Raw genomic sequence first — 18,704 nt, forward strand, 5'->3', positions numbered from 1 at the left:
TGAAAAGTGTTGCGAGAGCTATCTACTGACGGCGAGACCGAGACTGCCGATGACCTGCCAGCGCACCATGGACGGCCGTTTCGGGTCCGGGTGCGGTGAACAGCCCGCGTCGTGCCAGTAGCGAACGAAGCAGCCCGCGAAGGTTTCCGAGCGGGCAGCGGTGAGCACGGCGCGCACCTGGTTGGCGAGGATCTCCGCTTCAGTGGAGCCGTTGTAGACGCCGGGCCGGTCAGCGACCCAGCATTCGAACAGCATGAACGGTTCGTCGGTGACCATGTTGACCATGCCGGTGTGCATGCGGTCCACCCGCACCAGCCGGTCGTGGCCGTCTTCGAACGCTCCGGAGACGAAGATCGGGTTCGCTGTCACCAGGGGAAGTTTCGCCTCCAGCAAGGCGATGGCGACCGTGACCGCGGGGTGAGCGATGGGGATTGTCATCGCGCGGCACCCATGGCACGCAGGAGCGTGTTGTTCTCGGCGTTGTCGAGCATCGCTTCGGGGGTGTTGGTGACGACCGAGACGCGCCAGCGGCCTTGGGGGCGTTTCGCTCCCTGCCGTGAATCCATCCCGTATCCGGCGGCCTCACCGCCCGCAGCGGCGAGGACCCGCTGTCCGCGTGCCTCGAGGTCGGCGACGACGCCGGGCTCGGAGCGCAGCGCGTAGTAGCCGGCGATGTTGTGCCTGACTCGGATCGGCATCACTCCTCCTTCTGCAGGGACGCGGTTTCCGGGTCTTTGCGCACCGACACCCACTGTTCAGCTGCGTAGAGGGCGACGAGTTCGTTGCCGGCGAACACCATCAGGTTGTTGGCTTCGTCGGTGGCGAATCTGGTGACGGCCTCGAACGTTTCGGTCGTGGCCGTGGTGGTGACGGTCAACATCGGTGCCCCTATCCGGTTATGCGGCGCAGGTTGATGGTGTTGCCCGGCACCCACCCGAACGGGTTGCCATCCGAGGATTCCGGGATGCCGACGACCTCCCACTGGCCGAGCTCGGGTAAGTCGATGACGTCCCGGTCCGCGGGCTTGAACCCGGGCAAGGTGAACAGCTTCGCCGTGCGCTCCACCCGGTTCGTGTGGCCGGTGACGTGCGGCTCGAGAGACTTCGGGGTCTCGATACCGATCACGGCCACCTGCACGCCGGGCTGATCCAGTGGCGGCGTGTACACCGCGACCACCCGGTTATGGGCGTCCCGGGTGCCGCTGCTGTAGACGTGGTGGCCGACCGTGATCGGAGTGGGCCACTCAAGGCTGGCAGACAATGACTTTCGTCCCTCGATAGCGGAATGACCGAGCCACGGCTCGGTCCTCCGGGGACAAGGTGGTGCCTCCACCGAGCGCCCATGCGGCGTAGGTGTTGGTTTCCTGGAAGCCGCCCGCACTCCGCTGCTGGGTGACGATCCCGGCCTGGGCTTGGGCCGGGGCACGGAGCACCTTCGCGGCGATCTCGGCGATGGTGATGCGCACCAGGTCCGGCACCGCCCCGCCGTGGGAGTACGTGACGGTGACGAACTCGTGCGACACCATAGGTGTGCCATCGCGCGTCACCGTCAGCCACTGCCCCGACAGTTCGTGGTCGATATCGGCGCCGTCGTCGTCGACTACCGCAGTGACTTCCGTTGCGGGAGCTTGCGGGAGCCGGACACGTCCGCCTTCGACCTTGAGCCGCACCGTCGATTCGCCAGGGGTGAAGTCCTGTTCCGCTTCCCTTCGGAACAGATCCGATGCCTTGGCGAGGACGTCACCGACCTTGTCCTGCTCCGCGGTCGTCAGTGACCGACCGAGCTGGGTTTCGACGTCGGTGTCAGCTGCCAGTGCCACCATGTCAGGACGCGTTCGCTCCGAACACGACCACGCCTTCGGGCTTGACGACCTTGCCGCCGTAGACGTGCAGGCCGCGCACGCGGTCAGCGAACTTGTTCTCCGCCCGCATGGCCTCGATCTCGTCGATCTGCGACACATAGGCGCCGGCGCGCGGTGCCCACGCGACGAACTGAGGGTCGTCGGACGCGGGCAGGTTGTTGGTGGTGATGATGCGGAACCCGAGCAGGGAACCGACAGTGGCCTGCCGCAGACCGGCGTTATCACCGGAGGTATCGAAGCTGGTGAGCTTCGAGTCCGCGCCCAGCAGCAGCGCCTCGAACTCGGCGTTGCAGGCCAGCACACGACCCGCCGACGGGGCGTTGTTCTTGTTCAGCGCCTTACGGGCATCGCGGATCAGGTTGAACGCCGCGTCACCGGTGGTCGGGCTCGTCCCCGACAGGTCGGTGCCGTTGTCGACCAGCAGCTGGGCGAGGAACTTGTCCGAGTCCTCCACCAGCGAATCGCCTGCGGCGGTGGTGTACGCCTCCAGCGAACCCGCGGCCTGCACGCGGTCGATGTCATCGACGTAGAAGTCGAAGTTCTTCTCCTGGTCGATGAGCAGATCGACCTGCGTATCGGAGATCGCGTCCGCGGACGTGGTTCGGCCGGCGGCCTTGTAGTCCTTCACCGCCGGCGCGACCACACCAGTGATGTGGACGGTGTTGCCGCGCGAGGCGAGGCCCTCGTATTCGCGGTTGACCAGCTGCGGGAACACCGCCATCTGGATCCATCGATCCAGGAGCTGGGCTGACCACAGCTCCGGGATGAAGTTGGTGATAGCCATCTGTCACTCCTAGGTGGATTTGCCCATCAGCTCGTCGAGGCGGCCCTCTTTTTGGGCGGCCAGAATCTGCTGGGGGGTCATGGATTTCAGTTCGTCACGAGACGTGATCTGCTTCGCCCTCGTGGTGTCGCCGTTGGAGGTGACGATCTTGGCCGGGGCGGCCGGAGACGGTTTCGCGTTGCCCTTGAATGCCAGGGCGACCTCGGCGGCGGCCCGCATCTCTTCCTCGGTGCCACCGTGGATGAGTTCGGCGGGGACACCGGTCTCCCGGGCGACGTCGCTACGCAGCTTCCCGATGCGCGCTTCCTCAGCGGCCCTTTCGGCCTTCTCCGCGCGATCGAGCAGCTTCTGCAGCTCGGTCTTGTTGGCTTCTTCGAGTTCGTCGAACCGCTTGGCCTTGTCGGCGTTCTCCTTGGCGCGCTGCTCGTTCTTCTTGCTCAGCGCTTTCCACTTGGCGACCTCTGCCGCGAGATCCGGCTCCGTTTCGGTGGCCGTCTCGACTGGTTCCTGTGGCGTGTCGGCGACCGGGGTTTCCGGTTCGTCGGCGGCAGGCTGGTCGATCGGTGTCTCGGACATGCATCTCCTACGTTTCGTATGAGGGGTGCGCGTTGCGCGCGAAACCCCGCCGCTGGAGCGGGGAAGTCAGATGTCGGCGGGGCCAGTGAACTTCTGATGCCGCCAGCCCAGGACCGGCCCGATTTCGCCGTGTTCGTGTTCGACGATCAAGTCCTGGTATCCCTCGGCGGCCGCGTTCTCGATGTCCGCGAATGCCTGCACCTGTTCGTGGGTGGCGTCGAGCAACTTCCGGTCCAGTGCCAGCGGCGGGTCGGACTCGCGGATCGGCGCGACGTCGCAGTCACAGCCCGGATGGATCGGCAACAGTGAGCTTTTCGTGTACCGGCGGGTGGAGGTGATGATGCACTTCGCGCAGTTCTCCGACCCCTTCAACACCCGCCGGAAGTACTTCGCCCGCGACCGCGCCAAGCTCGAGCGAGACTGGCGGACCTTAGCCATCTGCAGGTCGGTGGACACCAGCGACATCAGCCGCGTCCGCCCGGCCGCTATCGCCGCGGTGACCGTCTTGCCTTCCGCCAGTGCGCTGTACACCTCGATCGCCGGGCGCCGATACACCTGCCCGGCGGGCACTCCGCGCGCCTGCAAGATCTCGTCTCGATCCACCGGAGCGGGTTCGGCCTCGATACCCTCGGCGGTGAGCAGCGATACCAGGTAGTTGCTGGTGAGGTTCGCGATCTGCAGTTGCGCTGCCTGTACTCGCGGCACCAGCAACGCGATCAGGCGATCGATGTCGCTGTCGCGATAGGAGCCGAGGGTGTCCCACGACTGTCGAGACAAGTGCAGGATGCGCGACCGCAGCAACGACACGGTGGACTGGTAGGCCGCCACCGCCCGGTCCGGGGTCGGCGCCGTCACTTCTCTTCCAGCTCACGTGCCTGAGACTCCGGCGGGCGCAACGCCACCGGGATAGCGCCGGTGAACACCAGCCCGTCCAGGCCCAGCTGCTCGGCCGCCGCGATCGGATCCACGCCGGCGCGTACCGCGACTCCCAGCGCGTCGAACCGGGCCTTCATATCCTTCGAGTCCTCGCCCGGCCCGGCACCGTCCGGTGCCGGGCCGAGCAGCGCCGCGGTGGCGAGCTGCTCCTCCGCCCGATCGAGAGCGTCCTGCGCGATCTGCTCCGGGCTGTAGCCGAGGATGTTGCGGGCGATCGACTTCCACGATTCTCCAGCGGATTTCGCTTTCGTCGCGGCGTCGTACTTCTCCGACATCGACACCGCGTGCGGGGGCTCGAACAGCACCTCGAGGGTGTCGTCCACGCTGACCTCTTCGATCTCCAGGCCCTTGAGCAGCACCGCGGCGGCGGCGATCTTCGCGACTTCCAGACGGTCCTTGGTCTTGAAGACCAGCCCCTCCTTGGCGAACTCCGCACCGGCAGCAGCCTGGTTGGCGCTGTCGGGAATCAGCACCGACACCGGGGTGCGGGTGACCGCGGCGAGCTGCCGGATATCGCTCATCGAGCCTTCCAGCATGGGCCGGATGTCGGTCTGCTGCGACTCCCAGATATCGATACCGGGAGGTAGATCCCACAGGGCACCGGGCGCGGGTTCGAACACCTTCGCCCAGTCGATGTCATTGCCTTGCTCGTCCTTGTCCGGCAGCCCCGGAGAGCCTTCCTTGGCCCTCAAGGCGCGCTGGCGGTACGCCTGCATCGCCGCAGTGGTCAACCGCTGGAGAATTCCGCGGTTGATGCGGTTGATCAGGTCCAGGTGGGTTTCGAACTCGCCCACCTTGTCGGGGTTCTCCATCACCACCACCGGCGGCGGTGCGTTGGTGACGGTCATCTCCTGTTCGGGCGTCCACGTGTCCGACGCTGCCCGGTAGTGCATCTTCGAGCTGTTGGGGGTGACGTACACCGGGCGGGAGAACAGCTGCCACCCGCCGTCGACCCAGACGACGGCGTAGTCCTTCTCGTCGTCATCGTCACGCCACCAGCGCAGCGCGGCGCGAACCCGCCACGGCTGCAAGGGATTCGTCGCGGCGTACATGGTTTCCGGCGAGTCTGCGGTGATGACCGCTTGCCCGTCGCGCTCCCAGGCGGTGAGGTAGCCGATGCGGAAGTCGAGCATGTGCCGGACAGCGTCCTTGAACACCAGATCCATGCGGTTGTCCCGCCAGATCCGCTGTGCCTGCTTCGCCACCGGATGGTCGAGGTCGCCGTTCACCTGGATGCCGTTGGGCACAATCCGATCCGCCACCGACTCCCGGATCAGGAAGCCCCAGTTCGTGCGGGATTCCTTCTGGAATTTCTGCCACGAGGCGCGCACGTTGGCACCCATCTCCGGCAGCGGAGCGTCGCCGTCGACATACCGGCGCAGCAGCCGCAGCCGCGGCCGGTCCGCATCGAGTCGTTTGGTGAGGATCGGGAGCCATTCCTCGGGCGTGGTCGCCACATGCCCTCCCGTCAATAGAGACGCCGCGGTGCGCGGACCTTCGGTCTCGGCTTGGCGCCCGCCTTGCGGGCGTCCAGGCATGCTTTCCAGGACAAGACCGCCGCCATGGCGCGGTCGATCTTCATGTCGTTGCGTCCGTCGGGCTTGCACAGCACGAACAGCGGGACGCCTTCGTCATCGAGCAGGTTCAGGTCCTTACGGCCCGCGTTCTCCAGGTGATCGACGAGGTCCGCCAACTGCGCGGGCGTGCCGCCGAAGGTGACCAGTCCCGCGTCCATGGCCTCGATGTACTCGCGGATCGCGTACGCCATGTACTTGGGTCGGTTGGTCCACCACTCTTCGACCTGGTTCGGCCAGCGCGCCGCCCACGCCCCCACGGTTTCGGTCCAGTGCGGTGGATCGCAGTAGGCCCGCCACACCTCGAACCGGCCCATGACGTCTTCGACAAGTTCGGTGACCTCATGCTCGGGCACTTCCCAGCCCGCGGCGTCCAACGGTCGCTGCCAGGATCCGACGCACTGCTGGAGCCCGGTCGCGATGTCGGTGACCACCAGCGCGGTGCAGTCCCGGAACCGGGCGCCGTCGAACCCGAGGGTCACGAACGCCCCGTCCGGAATCCGCTGGTCCTCGCTCAGGTCTGTAATCCGGTTGGCGTCGAACGCTCGGTCGCCGGACTTGCGCCACCGGTTCAGGAACACCCGCTCCCAGTAGGCGCGGTCACAGCCCTTGCGGTCCCAGTCCTTCGCGATCCGAAGGAACTGGCCCGGCCCGTACTCGCCCACCGGACCCGTAGCCTCCGCGATCGCCGCGACCCGGTTGTCCACGGTCGACAGATCGTCGTGTTCCGGGCCCGCCCAGCGAGCGAAGAAGAACATGGTCGGGTCGTCGTCCTCGCCGCGAGCGATGGCCTCGGCTTCCTGCCGGAGATCTTCCTCGATCGAGCCTTGGCCCGGTTTCCCTGCGGTAGAGGTGTAGAGCCCCCACGGGTCTTCGAGGGCGCGCTTGCCGAGGTTCTGCACCATCGTCTCGTGCGCGGCCTTGGCGTTGGGCAGGTACAGGCGGTGCGGTTCGTCGAAGTGCTGGAACGTCGTCAGCGCACCATCGCGGGCGCCGGGCGCGTTGGACACCGGCACTGCCTGGCCGTCGGCAGCCCCGTCCGGCCCCTTGCGCAGGATCCGCTCCAGGCCCGCGTCGAACAGGTCCGCGTCCGGGGAGTGCTCGCACACGTACTTCAAGACGCCGTACGCGAGTTCGGATACCTGCTCCTCGGTGACCGCCATCATCGGGATGTACGGGAACCGCACCGGCCGGCCCACCGGGTCGCCGTTCGCGTCGAACCCGTCACACCGGACAGGGGCGTCCGGATGGAGCTCGCAGAACGCGACCCATGCCGCGAACTCTGTCTTCGCCGTGCCCTTGCGCCACTCGATCCCGCCCCGCTGAAACCGGCGCCGCCCCGCGAGGGGATGCCCTTGCGGGAACACCTCGTAGAGCCGGTACAGAGCTGCCCGCTTCTCCTTGTCCAGGACCGCCGGCTGTCCCGCCAGCGAGCCGGGACCGAAGACGCACAGCTCCTCGATGAAATCGGCGAGCACCGGCCCCAGAGTGGGGAAGGTCAGGTCCAGCGGCGGAACGATCAGGACCGCCACGGCGGGCTACTGCACGAGTGCCAGGCGTGGGTCGTCGCCCGCCTTCGGCTGCGGCGACGGCCGCTTCGACGCCTGTCGCGCCTCCCCGCGTTCCTTCGCCTGCTCCGCGGTCTCGATCGTCCACTCCAGGCGCCGACGGTCGTACGGGGTCAGGCCGAACGCCTGGCGTTGCAGGCGGATCTCCGCGGCGAGCTTCTGACTCGGCTCCTGCCAGAACTGATCCATCAGCACCGCCAGCAGATACAGGGCGTGCCGGTCGGACTCGTGGTACTCCGCAGCCATCGGCGCAGACCACAGATCGTTCCACCAGTCCAATGTCTGCGGGTGCCACGGCTCTTCCCGCTTCGGCAGATCGGGGCGGATCACCGCCCGGCCGTCGGTCAGGACCGCGGCGGTGGAGGCGAGGTTAGTGCGCCGGCGCATGCTCGGGTGTTTCTTCTGGCGTGGCATAGCGGGACCCCGTTTCGGGATGGGATGGATATGCGCAGGCCGTTTCGGCCACGCAGGGAGGGTGCGAAGAAATCGCAGGTCACACCGAAAACGACGGTATGTTTTGGGGCTCACGTGACAGCTGTAGCCACCAGACCGAATCCGAGCGAAACGTACCGAGCGGATTCAGCAGTGCCTACTCGTGGGCCCCGGCGAGGGAGGGGAGGGGTTCTCCCCATGTGTGTATGTATGTGTGTGTGCGTGTACACGTATATAGGCGCGGGCGCGCGTGGCGTGCGTCACCCGCTCACAGGCTCGTTCGCGCTCGCAGGTGTTCTGCGGGCTGATGGGTGTCGTGGGTGGTGGTGGTCACGTAGGGGTGGTGGGTGCGGGGCGGGTGTCGCCGGGTGGGTGCCAGCGGTCGGGGTGGCGCTGGAGTGGTGGGCGTTGTGCCACCGGCTACGCCGGGTGGGTGTCGGGGGTTGGCGGTGCGGTGGCCCGCCCTGCCCGGGTGGCTACGGTGTCGCGGTCTGTGGGGCTGTCGGGTCGGGTGGTTGGGTCGGGACACGTGTGCGATGTCCAGCCTCCTGCGATCGGTGAGCTGTGAGGTGCACGACAGTCGTGGAGTCGACGGGTTCGCTGATGGCTGATGCTGTGGCCTGTGGCTGTGGTGCAGCCTGGCCATGGGACTGGGTATCGGGGTGGCCGGTCGGGTGTCGGGTGCGGTGAGACCGTCGGTGGTGGTCAACCGATGGTGGTGGCAGGGGTGCGGGCGGTGGCGGTGCGGGTGGCCGGGTGCACGGTGCGGTGACGGTGGCCGGTGGTGTGGCCTGCGTCCGTTGACCAGTCGGCGTGCACTGGGGTGTGGATCGGGTGGTGCCGGCCGGGTGGCCGCCGGGGTGGCTTGGCGCTCGGGTGGCTGCCTGTCGGCGAGGCGTGCGCCGACGGCCTCGGTCTGTCGCGGTGTGGTGTGGTGTCGCACCCCGTCCGGTCCCGGCATGCTCCCGGGTCGAAGGGGGGTGGTCTGTCGGGAGGGGGGGTCGTTTGGGTGGGGGGGTCGGTCAGAACGGGAGGGTGGGTGTGCGCTTGCCGCGTGCGCGCCCGGCTGCTGCTTCTCGCTGGATCTTGATCTTGTGGCAGGGGATGCAGAGGGCCTGTCCGTTGCCGATGGTGGGTGCACCACCTTGGGATGCGGGGATGATCTCGTCTGCTTGCAGGGTGCGACCGGTCCGGTCGTGGTGCCCGCACTGTCGGCAGGTGTAGTCGTCGCGGCGCAGGACCGCGGCGCGGAAGGCGCGATGCTCGGGTGTGCTGGTGCGGCTGGGCCCACCGCTCACCCAGTTGTGGGTGGTGTGGTCCGGGCAGTAGGCGGTGCCGGTGATGCGGTTCTCGCAGCCGGGTTTCGGGCACTTACGGGGAGCGCGGGGCATCACATGCTCACCGCCTTGCTGTTCCAGGTCTCGCGGGTGCCGGTACGCCATGCGATGCGGGGCACGGTGCGGGGCTGCTGGTCTCGGTGCCGCATGACCGTCGGCCCGTCCGCGTGCTCCACCAGGGACGGCACCGTGTAGGCGACACGATGCCCGCGGGTCTTGCACCACGCCGATAGTCGTTCGTCGGCGGGGAGCTTGGAGTCTGGTGCCCAGTCGAGCCAGTCGGCCACCAGCTCTGTGCGGATGGCGACGGCGACGGCGTGCAGGACGTGGCTGGTGGTGATCCAGTGGGCGGTCTCACGGTCGGCGAGCTGGAGAGCGCCGTGGATGCGGTGCTGCCAGCGGGGCGGCATGCCCTTGCCGAGGTAAAACGAGACCACCGGTGTCGGGGCGGCGGCGAGTGCGATCTCGGCTTGCTCGGTGAATCCGGTGACGGGGAGGGCGTCGTCTTCGAGGACGCAACTCCAGGACGCTGGACGGTGGGCGGTGGCGTGCCAAGCTGCGAGGTGGTTCGCTTCAGGACCGCGGCCGTCATCGAGGGCCAGAACGCCACCGATAGAGCGGGCGAGGTCGGTGGCCTGGACGATACGAGCCGGGTGGCCAACGACCGCGCAGATCACGGAGATCGAAGTTCGGCGCGCGCCCGGTCGGCGGCATGCATCGATTCCTGCCGCGCACGATCTAGGGCAGCCTGAGCGTGGCGGACCTCATTGCTGACGTCCTCTGATCGCCAAGTCTCGACACCTGACCGCTGAAGGAGTGCCCACGACCGTTTATGCGCTTGCTCAAGCTGGAGCTCCGCACGAACCTCCGCCACAGACTTCTTTCCGATCGTGTCAACGTCCTCGGCGAGGATGGTGACCGTCACTCGTGAGAAGTCCTCGTCACCGAAATCCTCGACCGATGGCCCCTGCTCCGAAAGCGCATACGGAATTCGATGCCATCGATGTACAGCTTTTTGTAGTGCAAGTCCACAACGACGGACTTCGCTAGCTCAGGCACGAGCGCATCCCTCTCATGTGAGGCTCCATTGTCGGCAGGCGGCTTTCCACTGCTGCGCGGCGGCGCGGCGCTGCACCGGGCTCAGGCGGTGGCTGAAGCTGCCCGGGTGCTGCCGGTAGATGAACCCCGGCCGGACCGTACCGCGGAACCGCGCCCCGAGATGCGCCAGGCCGACCCAGAACACGGAGTCGATCCAGTCGTTGCGGGTGTGCCACGGCCGCCGCTCCCACAGCGAGCGTCGGAACGGGCTGCACGAGTAGCAGCCGAATCCGCGGCCCAGGATCAGCTCCCGGGTGACGTGTGGGAAGCAGCGCTCCCCATCGCCCAGGACCGCGCCCAGAGCTACCACGTCCGCTTCGGCGGCCAGGGCGGCGGTGTCGGCGACGGCGTGCGGGAGGAGTACGTCGTCGGCGTCCAGGTGCATCACCCACTCCGCGGTGGAGTGGCGGACAGCGTAGTTCCGGGCCGCGCCCATACCTCGGTAGCTGTCGGTCGCCGTGAGGGTGGTGATGCCTGCGGCGGTGAGGATGTCGACGGCGTCTCGGAGGTGCTGGCGGTTCGTGATCCCCAGATCGGCGATGACGGCCTGGGCGGGCTTGACGGTCTGGTCGGCGATGCTGGACGCCCACGCGGGCAGGTACTGGCCGTAGTCGCCCCAGCAGCTCGTGCAGACGGCCAGGTCCATCAGCGGATCGGCTCCTGGCCCCACTCGTGGCCGCACTGGCAGATTCGAATCACCTCGAACTGCGTCTCGTCGACCGGTGCGGGCGGCGTCACGATGCGGCGAACGACCTCCCCGCCCCACGCCCACACCGCGTCCTCCTGTACCTCAACGTCGTTTTCCCATGCAGCCAATCGGTCTGCGTAATCGTCACGCGGGGTACGCAACGCATGGACTGCGACCGTCTTGCAGGCTGGGCAGGCGGACGCGGCAGTAAACCGCTCGGTGGTTGTCACTGCGCGTCTCCCACGGGCTTGCTGGCGCGGCGACGGGGCCGCTTCACCGGCTTCGGCTTCTCCTCCGGCTCCGCAGCGGGCTCGGGCGCGGGTTCCGGGTCGGACTTGGTGCGGCGGTCGATCACCCATAGCGGGCGAGCGTGCCGCGCGTCATGCCCGGGCGTGAACGCCAGCATCGTCCCGTGCGCCCCAGCCAACGCGTCCACAGCGGCCTCGATCTCCCGAGACTGGCCGTGAGCCTTCGCCTTAGGCAACACCTCATCGGGATGAGCGGTCTCGATGAACACCAGCGGCGCCATGGACACCAGGGCATCCAGGTAGGCCCGCCAGTCCGGTAGGTGATGCAGCACCGACAGGCACAGGACCACGTCGAACGAGCCGAGGCTGGTCAGCTCCGGCATCGAGAGCCGTTTCCTGACCGCCTTCACGCCAGGGGCGTCCGTCAGCCCGACGTAGTCGTCCGCCGCGACACAGTGCGCGCCGAAGTCCTCAGCGAGGCGGCGGGAGAAGTAGCCGTTGTAGGCCCCGAGGTCCAGGACGTGGAAGCCGCGCATGTCGTCACCGAGGTAGTCGGCGATGGCCTTGTAGCGGCCAGCGGCGTCCCGGCGGCCGGTACCGACCTCACGGCCGTTCACCCATTCAGGCTGGTATCGGGACATCGACGCCCCACCTTTCTCGGATCGAATGACGGTGCGCGGCACCCCACCACATGACGTAGCCGTCCGGAGAGTTCCGTGACCGCAGCGCCGTATGAATCTCCGGGACCGGCACCCCGGACACTTCCGGGCCGTGAAGGTCGTAGGAGGGGCGGGCGGCGAGTACCGCGGTCTCCCAGTCGATCAGCAGCGGCCCGTCCGGGCCCTGGACGAGATTCCCGGGGTGGATGTCACGGTGGTGGACATGGCCGACCTCGAGGGCCCGCAGCAGCTCCGCCAGCGCTTCCACGGGCCGGTAATCGTCGTCGGCCGGTGGATGGGTCGCGATGACGAGCCTCCCGGCGTCCGGGTCGGCGTCCACCAGCTTCGGGGCCGCCCACTCAGGGAGCGCCTGATACCAAGCGACCTCGGAGGCTGCGGCCGCCGGATCGAAGTACGTCTTCGTGGTGACCTCGCACCCGACGGTAATGGTGGCGCGCTGCCCGCTCACCAGGACCGCGGGAACGGCGGCACCGACAGGGTGGAGCTGTCCGGGCTGGTGTGGACGCCTTCCTCGATCGTGCGCGCCGCCCGGCACGTCACCATGATCTTGGAGCCCGATGGCTGCCAGGCTTGGATGACGCCGTACCAGATCGGCGGCTCCTCGCCCTCCACCGCGTCAGCCGGGTCTCCGAGCGCCACATTGAAGCGGGACTCCGGGTTCGGGGTGCCGTTCAAGCGGGCGGCCAACTCGGAGTCCATGGGGACCAGGAAGCGGCGGGTGTCACCGGCGTAGTCGATGATCTCCGCGCCCGGTACGGGCACGGAGGGCTGCTGCGGGTCCTGGCGGTCGTTGACACGGATCACGAATTCTCCCTCAGCTCAGCGATCTTGGCGCGCACCCGGTCGATACACATGCCGAGCGCTTCCGCCTTCGACGCGTCGGTGCACTGAATCCCGCGTGGGTGTACCGCGGCCCAGCGGCCATCCTCGAGCTGGTGGCATTCGATCTCGTCGACATCCCAGAACGCTTCCAGATCCGGCGGGTCCGGCCAGCTGCCGTCCTCGTGGCGGTACGCGAACTTCCCCGGGTCTCCCGAGGTTGCGGCGACACCAGGCGTGGGAAACCAGCGCACCGTCTCGTGCTCGGGATGCCAGCGCCAGCCGCGTTGGACGAGCCAGTCCGCGACTCGTGGCGCGCCGGGGATCTGCTTGACGGTCGGTTCGGCGATCTTGCGGCCGTTCGCCGCCCGCCACTCCGGGAGGTGGAGGATCTGCAACTCGGCGGTGAGCTGCACGACCTCCGGGTCGGGTTCGGGCAGCTCGCCCAGATCGGGGAGGCGGCCCTCCATCGCGGCTTTGATGAACGCCCGGTACTCCGGCTTGATGAAGGTGTCGCCCATGGCCTCGTAGCCGGGCGGCGGGGCCTTCTCCCGGGGCTGATGGTTGCGGAACCGGACTTCTTGGAGGTCGTCGGGCTCAGGCATCGTCATCCAGTGGTCGGTTACGGGCCAAACACGCAGCTGCCCAGAGGAATGCCTCCTCGAGCTTGGTCATCGCCAACGCCGCTTCCCGCCCGCTAGGCAAGACGTCCTCAAGCTGGTCGGCAAGCTCCTGGAACGTCTCGCACAGCCGCTCTTCTACCGTGCGCCAGCCGTAGCTGCCAGCTCGCAAATAGTCGTAGCTGAACCGGCGATCTTGCTCAGGCATTGGCCTGCTGGTGCTGCCAGGCTGCCAGGACGTCCGGCCACAGCGGGGCCAGGAGGTCGAACAGCATCAGAACAGGGTCTCCAGGACGGCGAGAGCGAGGCGGCCGATCAGCTCCCAGGGAAGGGTGGACACGGCGGCGGACAGGCTGGCGAGCATGGAGATCTCCTTCTAATGAATCGGACAGAACAAACCGCGTTTCGGGTGCGAGCTGCGTCTATGGAGCACCCTTCGCGGGGCGCTACGGCGTGTCTCTATCGGTGTGTCATGCGGCGGACCAGCAACCGCACCGCCCAGCAGTGCAGCCGGTCCAAGAGGTCAATCACGCTGGGCCGCCCGGAACGCTTCCGCCAGCGCTGGCCCCAACTCCGCCAGCACGCTCGTGTCGATCCACGTCTTGACCCGCCCGTCCGCCACGACCTCCGACAGCAGCGGGATCTCCATGGTGGCGACCTCGTACGGGTCGCCGTCGAAGCCGTGCAAGCGGAGCAGCACGTCGGCCTTGATATGGGCCACGGTCTCAGCCATCAGGCGCCCTCTCCGTAGAGTCCTTCGTCCAGGAGCTCGAGAATCCGCTGATAAACCGACGCCCGCCAGTTGCAGTACTGCTCTGCCCCGTCCCAGCCTTCGGCCTTATCCGCCCACTCCTCGGCAGCCTCGAGAATGTCGCCCACGATCTCAGCGCGGGCCTCTTCGAGGGTGTCGTCGCAGGAGCGGGCCCGGGCGGCGGCGCGGTCGGCGGCGAGGCGTTCACCGATCGTGGTGCAGATGTCGGCCATCAGGAGCGCCAGGAATCCATGATGTGGGCGCCCCTGTCGACAAGGTCTTGCCACCGGCGAGAGCTGTCGTCGGCACGGCGAGCAGCGATAAACCCTGCCGCGACGGCGGGTGGCATGCCCTTCACGAGTTCACGTTCCTCGTCAGTGAGTTCAGCGGGTTCGGCCATCAGTTCCAGCCCCGGGACTCGCGGCGCTCCATCACACGCCGCACCGCAGCGGCAGCGGCCTCCGAGTCCATGCCGCGCACGTTGAACGTGGTCTCGGTGACCGTGGGCCGGTAGATGCGGTGAGCGAGGCGAATGAGCGCCCCTGCCAGTCGCCTACGCATCACGGCCATATCGGCCAGCCCCGCAGTTCCACACCCGGCCCTGGATCGTTCTCCAGGACCCATACCGAACCGTCGCGGCCTTCGAAAACTCGGTCCGCGCCCGCGATCAACTCGCCCATCGTCAGTGCGTCCTGGCGTTGGTAAGCATGCACTGCGGCCTGCTGGATGGCGATGGCCGGGTTAGGCGGGGGCAAGTCGAGATCTGCCGCCCGCACGATGACCGGTTCCATCACCACGTCCAGTAGCCGATCGGGGTGTCGTACCGCTGCTCCAGGGACCGGATCACCGGCTGGTGGAGCAGGGAGCGCACCCAGGATTCGAGACAGGACATCAGCGACTCTCCTCGGCTATGCGCAATAAGTCGGTTCGCACTTCCTCGAGCGCCAGTTCAGCGGAATTTACTTCCGACTTGGCGTCTACGAGTTGATCCCGGGCGCGCTCCAGGCGCTTCTCCATGTACCGAACCTGGGCGGCCGCCTTCTCAAGAGGAGACCGCAAATCGACATAGGTATCGGTGATCATCGGGGCCTCCTATCGCCAAGATTTGGCCGAGTTTGGCGATCATTCGGGGTTGGGGTGCAGCGCGCGGCAGTCACATCCATCGGGGGAGAGTGGACCGAGCCATCCAGGGCGGGGAGGCTCGCGGGACTACCGGACCGACAGCGGGGAGGTCGGCTCTGCGCGCTGCACGATCAGGGAGATTCAGAATGAATCCCCGGCGCGGACAGATCACGCGCCACGCGCTGAGCGTAACATTCGCGTGGATACTCAATGGTCACGCAACGCTGTGATGCTATGCGGCGCGTCGCGATTCGCATTGAATATGCGCGTCGATCACCTCACCGATCTGATACACCGTTTCCCCGCGATGCTCACGCCGGGAAATCATGCCCCGATTCGCGTAATACGTGATCCGCTTGCGAGTGATCGGGGCGTCCATAATCCACGGCAGCAGCCGCGCCAACTCCGCCGCTGTACCGAGCAGTCCGCGGATCTGCTGTTGCAGCTGCTCGCGGCGCTCAGCCACCGAATGCGTTGTGCCGCACTCCGGACAACGTGCTTGGTCCTTGCCCATCGACACATAGATGTCGGCCCCGCATTCCGCACCGCCGGGAAGGGGTGCGCCACAAGGGCCGACGAACATCCGTCCCGGGGGCCGGTCGATGACCCGCATGCCCGCGCGCATCGCGTCAGTGATCTCGTCGAACGCTTCGGCGGCACTCTCGGACAGGGCGATGGAGGTGGCGTGGTGGGCCAGCCAGCGGGCCGCGCCGACGGTCGTCTCGACATAGCCGCGGGGCACGTACTTCTCGCCCGGCCGCAAAGGCCCGACGAAGAGGCTGTCCACGAACCCCAGGGGCACGTAGTCGATTGCTCGGGTTTCGCACAGGTCCCGCACCCACGTGGTGATGGTGTTGCGCAGGACCCAGGCGGCTTCGGAGGCGGCGGTATGGAACGGCAGGGGCTTGTCCACGCTGCCCGAGACGCGGCCTCCGGGGGCTGCGATGCGGTCTTGGCGGGTCAGGGTGGTTTCGAGTTCCCCAGCGAGCCAGGCGACGGTCTCGAGGCGGTTGCGTAGCTCCCGGCAGCAGTCCCAGCAGAGGAACATGTCCGTCGCCCGCTCGCACGCACCACACTGCTGGTTGCCCATGGGTTACACGATAGGGATTTACGGCGTCGATCTCGAGCCGCCGCGCGCTGGCTCGATTGCGCGACAGGGCGAAAACTGGGGGTGAGCATCGCCGCCACAACCACTACGCTAGAACCACAGGCTGTCCCGTCGGGGGACGCCTTCTACCAACCGACCTCCTATCGGCGGAGGCGGGGGAAGAGAGATTGTTATGGCACTCAGCCGTTTGGCCCAGGAATTCGCGGATGAGATCAGACTGCATGACTGGTCGGATGCCCCGTACCGCTGGGATCGCGCGGGTCACCGCCGCTCAATGGACTCCAAAGCGCCTGACGAGACGTTGACGGCGCGCGAGACGGACTTTCTGAAGAAGAATGTGGTCTCCGTGGTCTCGCAGGTGCTCTTGCATCGCGACAGCAACCTCGATATCTGGGAGTTCGCAGAGGCGTGCGGACTGGATTCTCGTACCGCTTCCGGGCGGTCGCGTGACGGTTCGTATCGAGCAGCCCTGCGATTTGATCTCGACGAGAACGCGTTGCCGCCCGGGAAGTACCTCTCAGACGTGCGTCGCCCCGGCAAGGAAGGCGAATCGCCTCAGTAGCTCACCGCCCACCTACGGCACTCGCCCTTTCACGATCGCGGCGATCAGCTCCTCCGTGCAGCCGACCGCACGCGCCAGTGCCCGGTAGGTCCACCGCTCCGGGTCTTCCGCCCGCAACGCGCGTACCAACGCGTTGCGGGCGGACCGGTGCTGATCGGCCAGACGCTCGGCACCCTGACTAGCGTGGTGGTGCTCGCGCGCCTGTTGGGCTCGAGCGTCAGAGACCACGAGCGAAATCGCTCAGCAGCTGAGGGGCCGCCGAGTCGAAGCCCACGAGATCCAACATGCCAGCATCGGCAGGATCCGCGATCGAGAAGTTCGTCGCGGTCATCCCGCACACCACCAGTTTCGCGTTCGGGTTGACACGCTCGCGGTACCGGCGCAGCGCCTGATGCGGGTGCATCTTCCCCGACCATGTCTCGTTGTCGGTGTAGACGACGAACACATCGACCTCGAGCCCGGCGTCCAGGGCGTGCAGCATCGGCAGCGAGCAGTCGGTGCTTCCCGCGCGCATCGACTCGATGGTGCGGATGGCGTCGTCCAGGCGCTGGCGCGGGCTGAGCGGGATCGAGCGCAGTTTGCCGCTGAACGCGACGATCTCGTGCGCGGGCTCACGCGCCGCGGTCACCAACGCCATGGCGGCGCTGGCCTCCCGAGGCGTGATCGGCATGCCCGCGATCGGATGCCACGTCATCGAGCCCGACACGTCCAATGCGAGCAGGTGCCGCTTGCCGGTCGGATCCACCGCCGCGAACGACGCGTAGAACGCGGCGTCGAGCGCGTCGATGATCGGCCGCGACGGCGACCACTCACCGCCACCCCGGGCGCCACGGCCACCGGCGTAGGTGCGCAGCGCGACAAGCACGTTCACCGGATGCACACGAGCCTTGCGCAGCCGCTCCGGGTTCGCGAGCTGGTCGGCGACCATCCGGGCACGGCTGCCCAGGGGGGACAGCAGGCCCAGCTTCGTCAGACGCGGCAGCTGCCGCATGAGCGCGGTCTGCGGAACCCCGTTGTCCAGCAGCGCCTCCCACACCGCGGCGTCGTTCATCGCCGTGTCGGGCAGCATCTCCCACGACAGCCGGTACTCGCGGATCAGGTCGGGGATCTCACCGACCGGCGCGGCCTGGGCGCGCTGGAAGCCTTCCACCAGGCGCAGGCCGTCGAGGGACGCGCCGCGACCGCACACCCAGTCGAACAGGCGACGGCGTGCGTCCTCGTCGGTGGCCGGGTGCGACAGGCGCAGCAGGTCCCGATGGGTCCAGCCCTCACGCTGCCGGTACTTCACCAGCTGATAGGCCAGATCGTCGATGGTCTTGTCGGTGTACCAGGCGCCGACGGCGCGGCGCAGGCTGCGGCCCCAGCCACGGAACTGCTCGATGTAGCGGGCGAACAGGAACAGGTGGGTGCCGGTGCGCGCCACCAGCGGCAGGGCGTTGAGCGCGGTGCGGCGGCCGTCCTCGTCGCCGAGTGATGCCGCCGCGGCGAGGGCCAGCAGCGCCGGGTTCTGCTTCGGTGCCCGGCCGGAGGTGGAGATCTCGACAACCTCACGCACGAGGTCCGCGGTACGGTTCCGTGCGAAGTCCAGCACGACCGTGGCGTTGTCCTTGGTGAGGTCCTTCGCGCCGACGTAGTAGGTGCCGCCCTCGGTGCCGAGCACGAGGAACCGGCGCAGGCGAACCTCGGGGCTGACCTCGAAGGTGAACCCGCCGGCGTTGTTGCGGACCTGGCGCGGGTCGGCCTGCTCGGACTGAGAAGTCTTGCGGGTGTTGATGCCTGCCAGAACGTCCATGCCTACCTCGTTTCGGCCCCCTTCGGGGCGTGGAAGGGAAGACGGGCGTGTGATGCCGACCGGGGTTGAGGCTGGAACCAACCCTCGCGGGAATCGAACCCGCTTCGCCCTTGTGTGTGAGACAAGATAACCGATCGTCTCCGGCCCG

The 18,704-nt window shown here is 67.4% G+C and carries 28 protein-coding genes; 1 reads left to right on the forward strand and 27 read right to left on the reverse strand.

Features of this window, described 5'->3' with window-relative positions; genetic code table 11:
• Nucleotides 1-18: 18 nt before the first annotated feature.
• From QMO76_RS33820 to QMO76_RS33945, 26 genes are all read right to left on the reverse strand, one after another.
• Nucleotides 19-438, reverse strand: coding sequence for a hypothetical protein (locus QMO76_RS33820; protein ID WP_306365441.1), 420 nt, complete (start codon nt 436-438; stop codon nt 19-21).
• Nucleotides 435-698 (reverse strand): hypothetical protein, encoded by a 264-nt coding sequence (locus QMO76_RS33825; RefSeq protein ID WP_306365442.1) that lies wholly within the window; start codon nt 696-698, stop codon nt 435-437. The genes QMO76_RS33820 and QMO76_RS33825 overlap by 4 nt, the downstream gene beginning before the upstream one ends.
• Nucleotides 698-880 (reverse strand): hypothetical protein, encoded by a 183-nt coding sequence (locus QMO76_RS33830; protein ID WP_306365443.1) that lies wholly within the window; start codon nt 878-880, stop codon nt 698-700. The genes QMO76_RS33825 and QMO76_RS33830 overlap by 1 nt, the downstream gene beginning before the upstream one ends.
• Nucleotides 881-888: 8 nt before the next feature.
• On the reverse strand, nt 889-1,260 hold the full coding sequence (locus QMO76_RS33835) for a hypothetical protein (RefSeq protein ID WP_306365444.1): 372 nt from the start codon (nt 1,258-1,260) through the stop codon (nt 889-891).
• The gene (locus QMO76_RS33840) at nt 1,244-1,822 is read right to left on the reverse strand and encodes a hypothetical protein (RefSeq protein ID WP_306365445.1); all 579 of its coding nucleotides are present in this window, start codon (nt 1,820-1,822) and stop codon (nt 1,244-1,246) included. The genes QMO76_RS33835 and QMO76_RS33840 overlap by 17 nt, the downstream gene beginning before the upstream one ends.
• Before the next feature lies 1 nt (nt 1,823).
• The gene (locus tag QMO76_RS33845) at nt 1,824-2,645 is read right to left on the reverse strand and encodes a P22 phage major capsid protein family protein (RefSeq protein ID WP_306365446.1); all 822 of its coding nucleotides are present in this window, start codon (nt 2,643-2,645) and stop codon (nt 1,824-1,826) included.
• A 9-nt stretch (nt 2,646-2,654) separates the two neighbouring features.
• A complete protein-coding gene (locus QMO76_RS33850) occupies nt 2,655-3,221 on the reverse strand; it encodes a hypothetical protein (protein WP_306365447.1) in 567 nt (188 codons plus the stop codon).
• 66 nt (nt 3,222-3,287) lie between these two features.
• Entirely contained in the window at nt 3,288-4,076 is a 789-nt protein-coding gene (locus QMO76_RS33855; RefSeq protein WP_306365448.1) for a hypothetical protein, read from the reverse strand.
• Nucleotides 4,073-5,614, reverse strand: a complete 1,542-nt coding sequence (locus QMO76_RS33860; protein ID WP_306365449.1) for a phage portal protein — start codon at nt 5,612-5,614, stop codon at nt 4,073-4,075. Before QMO76_RS33860 ends, QMO76_RS33855 begins: the two co-directional genes overlap by 4 nt.
• Nucleotides 5,615-5,625: 11 nt before the next feature.
• A complete protein-coding gene (locus QMO76_RS33865; RefSeq protein WP_306365450.1) occupies nt 5,626-7,263 on the reverse strand; it encodes a large terminase in 1,638 nt (545 codons plus the stop codon).
• Nucleotides 7,264-7,269: 6 nt separating this feature from the next.
• Nucleotides 7,270-7,713: a hypothetical protein gene (locus QMO76_RS33870; protein ID WP_306365451.1), complete on the reverse strand. Its 444-nt coding sequence runs from the start codon at nt 7,711-7,713 to the stop codon at nt 7,270-7,272.
• A gap of 1,040 nt (nt 7,714-8,753) precedes the next feature.
• A complete protein-coding gene (locus QMO76_RS33875) occupies nt 8,754-9,122 on the reverse strand; it encodes an HNH endonuclease (RefSeq protein ID WP_306365452.1) in 369 nt (122 codons plus the stop codon).
• A complete protein-coding gene (locus QMO76_RS33880) occupies nt 9,122-9,745 on the reverse strand; it encodes a hypothetical protein (RefSeq protein WP_306365453.1) in 624 nt (207 codons plus the stop codon). The genes QMO76_RS33875 and QMO76_RS33880 overlap by 1 nt, the downstream gene beginning before the upstream one ends.
• Before the next feature lie 395 nt (nt 9,746-10,140).
• On the reverse strand, nt 10,141-10,812 hold the full coding sequence (locus tag QMO76_RS33885) for a glycosyltransferase family 2 protein (protein WP_306365454.1): 672 nt from the start codon (nt 10,810-10,812) through the stop codon (nt 10,141-10,143).
• A complete protein-coding gene (locus tag QMO76_RS33890; RefSeq protein WP_306365455.1) occupies nt 10,812-11,084 on the reverse strand; it encodes a hypothetical protein in 273 nt (90 codons plus the stop codon). The genes QMO76_RS33885 and QMO76_RS33890 overlap by 1 nt, the downstream gene beginning before the upstream one ends.
• Entirely contained in the window at nt 11,081-11,743 is a 663-nt protein-coding gene (locus tag QMO76_RS33895; protein ID WP_306365456.1) for a bifunctional 2-polyprenyl-6-hydroxyphenol methylase/3-demethylubiquinol 3-O-methyltransferase UbiG, read from the reverse strand. The genes QMO76_RS33890 and QMO76_RS33895 overlap by 4 nt, the downstream gene beginning before the upstream one ends.
• The gene (locus QMO76_RS33900; protein ID WP_306365457.1) at nt 11,724-12,230 is read right to left on the reverse strand and encodes a phosphotransferase; all 507 of its coding nucleotides are present in this window, start codon (nt 12,228-12,230) and stop codon (nt 11,724-11,726) included. Before QMO76_RS33900 ends, QMO76_RS33895 begins: the two co-directional genes overlap by 20 nt.
• Nucleotides 12,227-12,586: a hypothetical protein gene (locus QMO76_RS33905; RefSeq protein WP_306365458.1), complete on the reverse strand. Its 360-nt coding sequence runs from the start codon at nt 12,584-12,586 to the stop codon at nt 12,227-12,229. The genes QMO76_RS33900 and QMO76_RS33905 overlap by 4 nt, the downstream gene beginning before the upstream one ends.
• On the reverse strand, nt 12,583-13,212 hold the full coding sequence (locus QMO76_RS33910) for a hypothetical protein (RefSeq protein WP_306365459.1): 630 nt from the start codon (nt 13,210-13,212) through the stop codon (nt 12,583-12,585). The genes QMO76_RS33905 and QMO76_RS33910 overlap by 4 nt, the downstream gene beginning before the upstream one ends.
• A complete protein-coding gene (locus QMO76_RS33915; RefSeq protein ID WP_306365460.1) occupies nt 13,199-13,429 on the reverse strand; it encodes a hypothetical protein in 231 nt (76 codons plus the stop codon). Before QMO76_RS33915 ends, QMO76_RS33910 begins: the two co-directional genes overlap by 14 nt.
• A gap of 315 nt (nt 13,430-13,744) precedes the next feature.
• Nucleotides 13,745-13,954 carry a hypothetical protein gene (locus tag QMO76_RS33920; protein ID WP_306365461.1) on the reverse strand — a complete coding sequence of 70 codons (210 nt, stop codon included), beginning with the start codon at nt 13,952-13,954 and terminating at the stop codon, nt 13,745-13,747.
• A complete protein-coding gene (locus QMO76_RS33925) occupies nt 13,954-14,205 on the reverse strand; it encodes a hypothetical protein (protein WP_306365462.1) in 252 nt (83 codons plus the stop codon). Before QMO76_RS33925 ends, QMO76_RS33920 begins: the two co-directional genes overlap by 1 nt.
• Before the next feature lie 166 nt (nt 14,206-14,371).
• Nucleotides 14,372-14,533 (reverse strand): hypothetical protein, encoded by a 162-nt coding sequence (locus QMO76_RS33930; RefSeq protein ID WP_306365463.1) that lies wholly within the window; start codon nt 14,531-14,533, stop codon nt 14,372-14,374.
• The gene (locus tag QMO76_RS33935) at nt 14,533-14,769 is read right to left on the reverse strand and encodes a hypothetical protein (protein WP_306365464.1); all 237 of its coding nucleotides are present in this window, start codon (nt 14,767-14,769) and stop codon (nt 14,533-14,535) included. The genes QMO76_RS33930 and QMO76_RS33935 overlap by 1 nt, the downstream gene beginning before the upstream one ends.
• Nucleotides 14,770-14,863: 94 nt before the next feature.
• Nucleotides 14,864-15,055, reverse strand: coding sequence for a hypothetical protein (locus QMO76_RS33940; RefSeq protein ID WP_306365465.1), 192 nt, complete (start codon nt 15,053-15,055; stop codon nt 14,864-14,866).
• Between the two features lie 271 nt (nt 15,056-15,326).
• Nucleotides 15,327-16,184: a hypothetical protein gene (locus QMO76_RS33945; RefSeq protein WP_306365466.1), complete on the reverse strand. Its 858-nt coding sequence runs from the start codon at nt 16,182-16,184 to the stop codon at nt 15,327-15,329.
• Nucleotides 16,185-16,374: 190 nt separating this feature from the next.
• Here QMO76_RS33945 and QMO76_RS33950 point away from each other — a divergent pair, with 190 nt between their 5' ends.
• The gene (locus QMO76_RS33950) at nt 16,375-16,764 is read left to right on the forward strand and encodes a hypothetical protein (RefSeq protein WP_306365467.1); all 390 of its coding nucleotides are present in this window, start codon (nt 16,375-16,377) and stop codon (nt 16,762-16,764) included.
• Between the two features lie 217 nt (nt 16,765-16,981).
• Here the strand turns inward: QMO76_RS33950 and QMO76_RS33955 are convergent, their stop codons facing one another.
• Nucleotides 16,982-18,556, reverse strand: a complete 1,575-nt coding sequence (locus tag QMO76_RS33955; RefSeq protein WP_306365468.1) for a TROVE domain-containing protein — start codon at nt 18,554-18,556, stop codon at nt 16,982-16,984.
• Nucleotides 18,557-18,704: the final 148 nt, after the last annotated feature.

The organism is Nocardia sp. CC227C, assembly GCF_030767025.1.
Taxonomy (GTDB): Bacteria; Actinomycetota; Actinomycetes; order Mycobacteriales; family Mycobacteriaceae; genus Nocardia.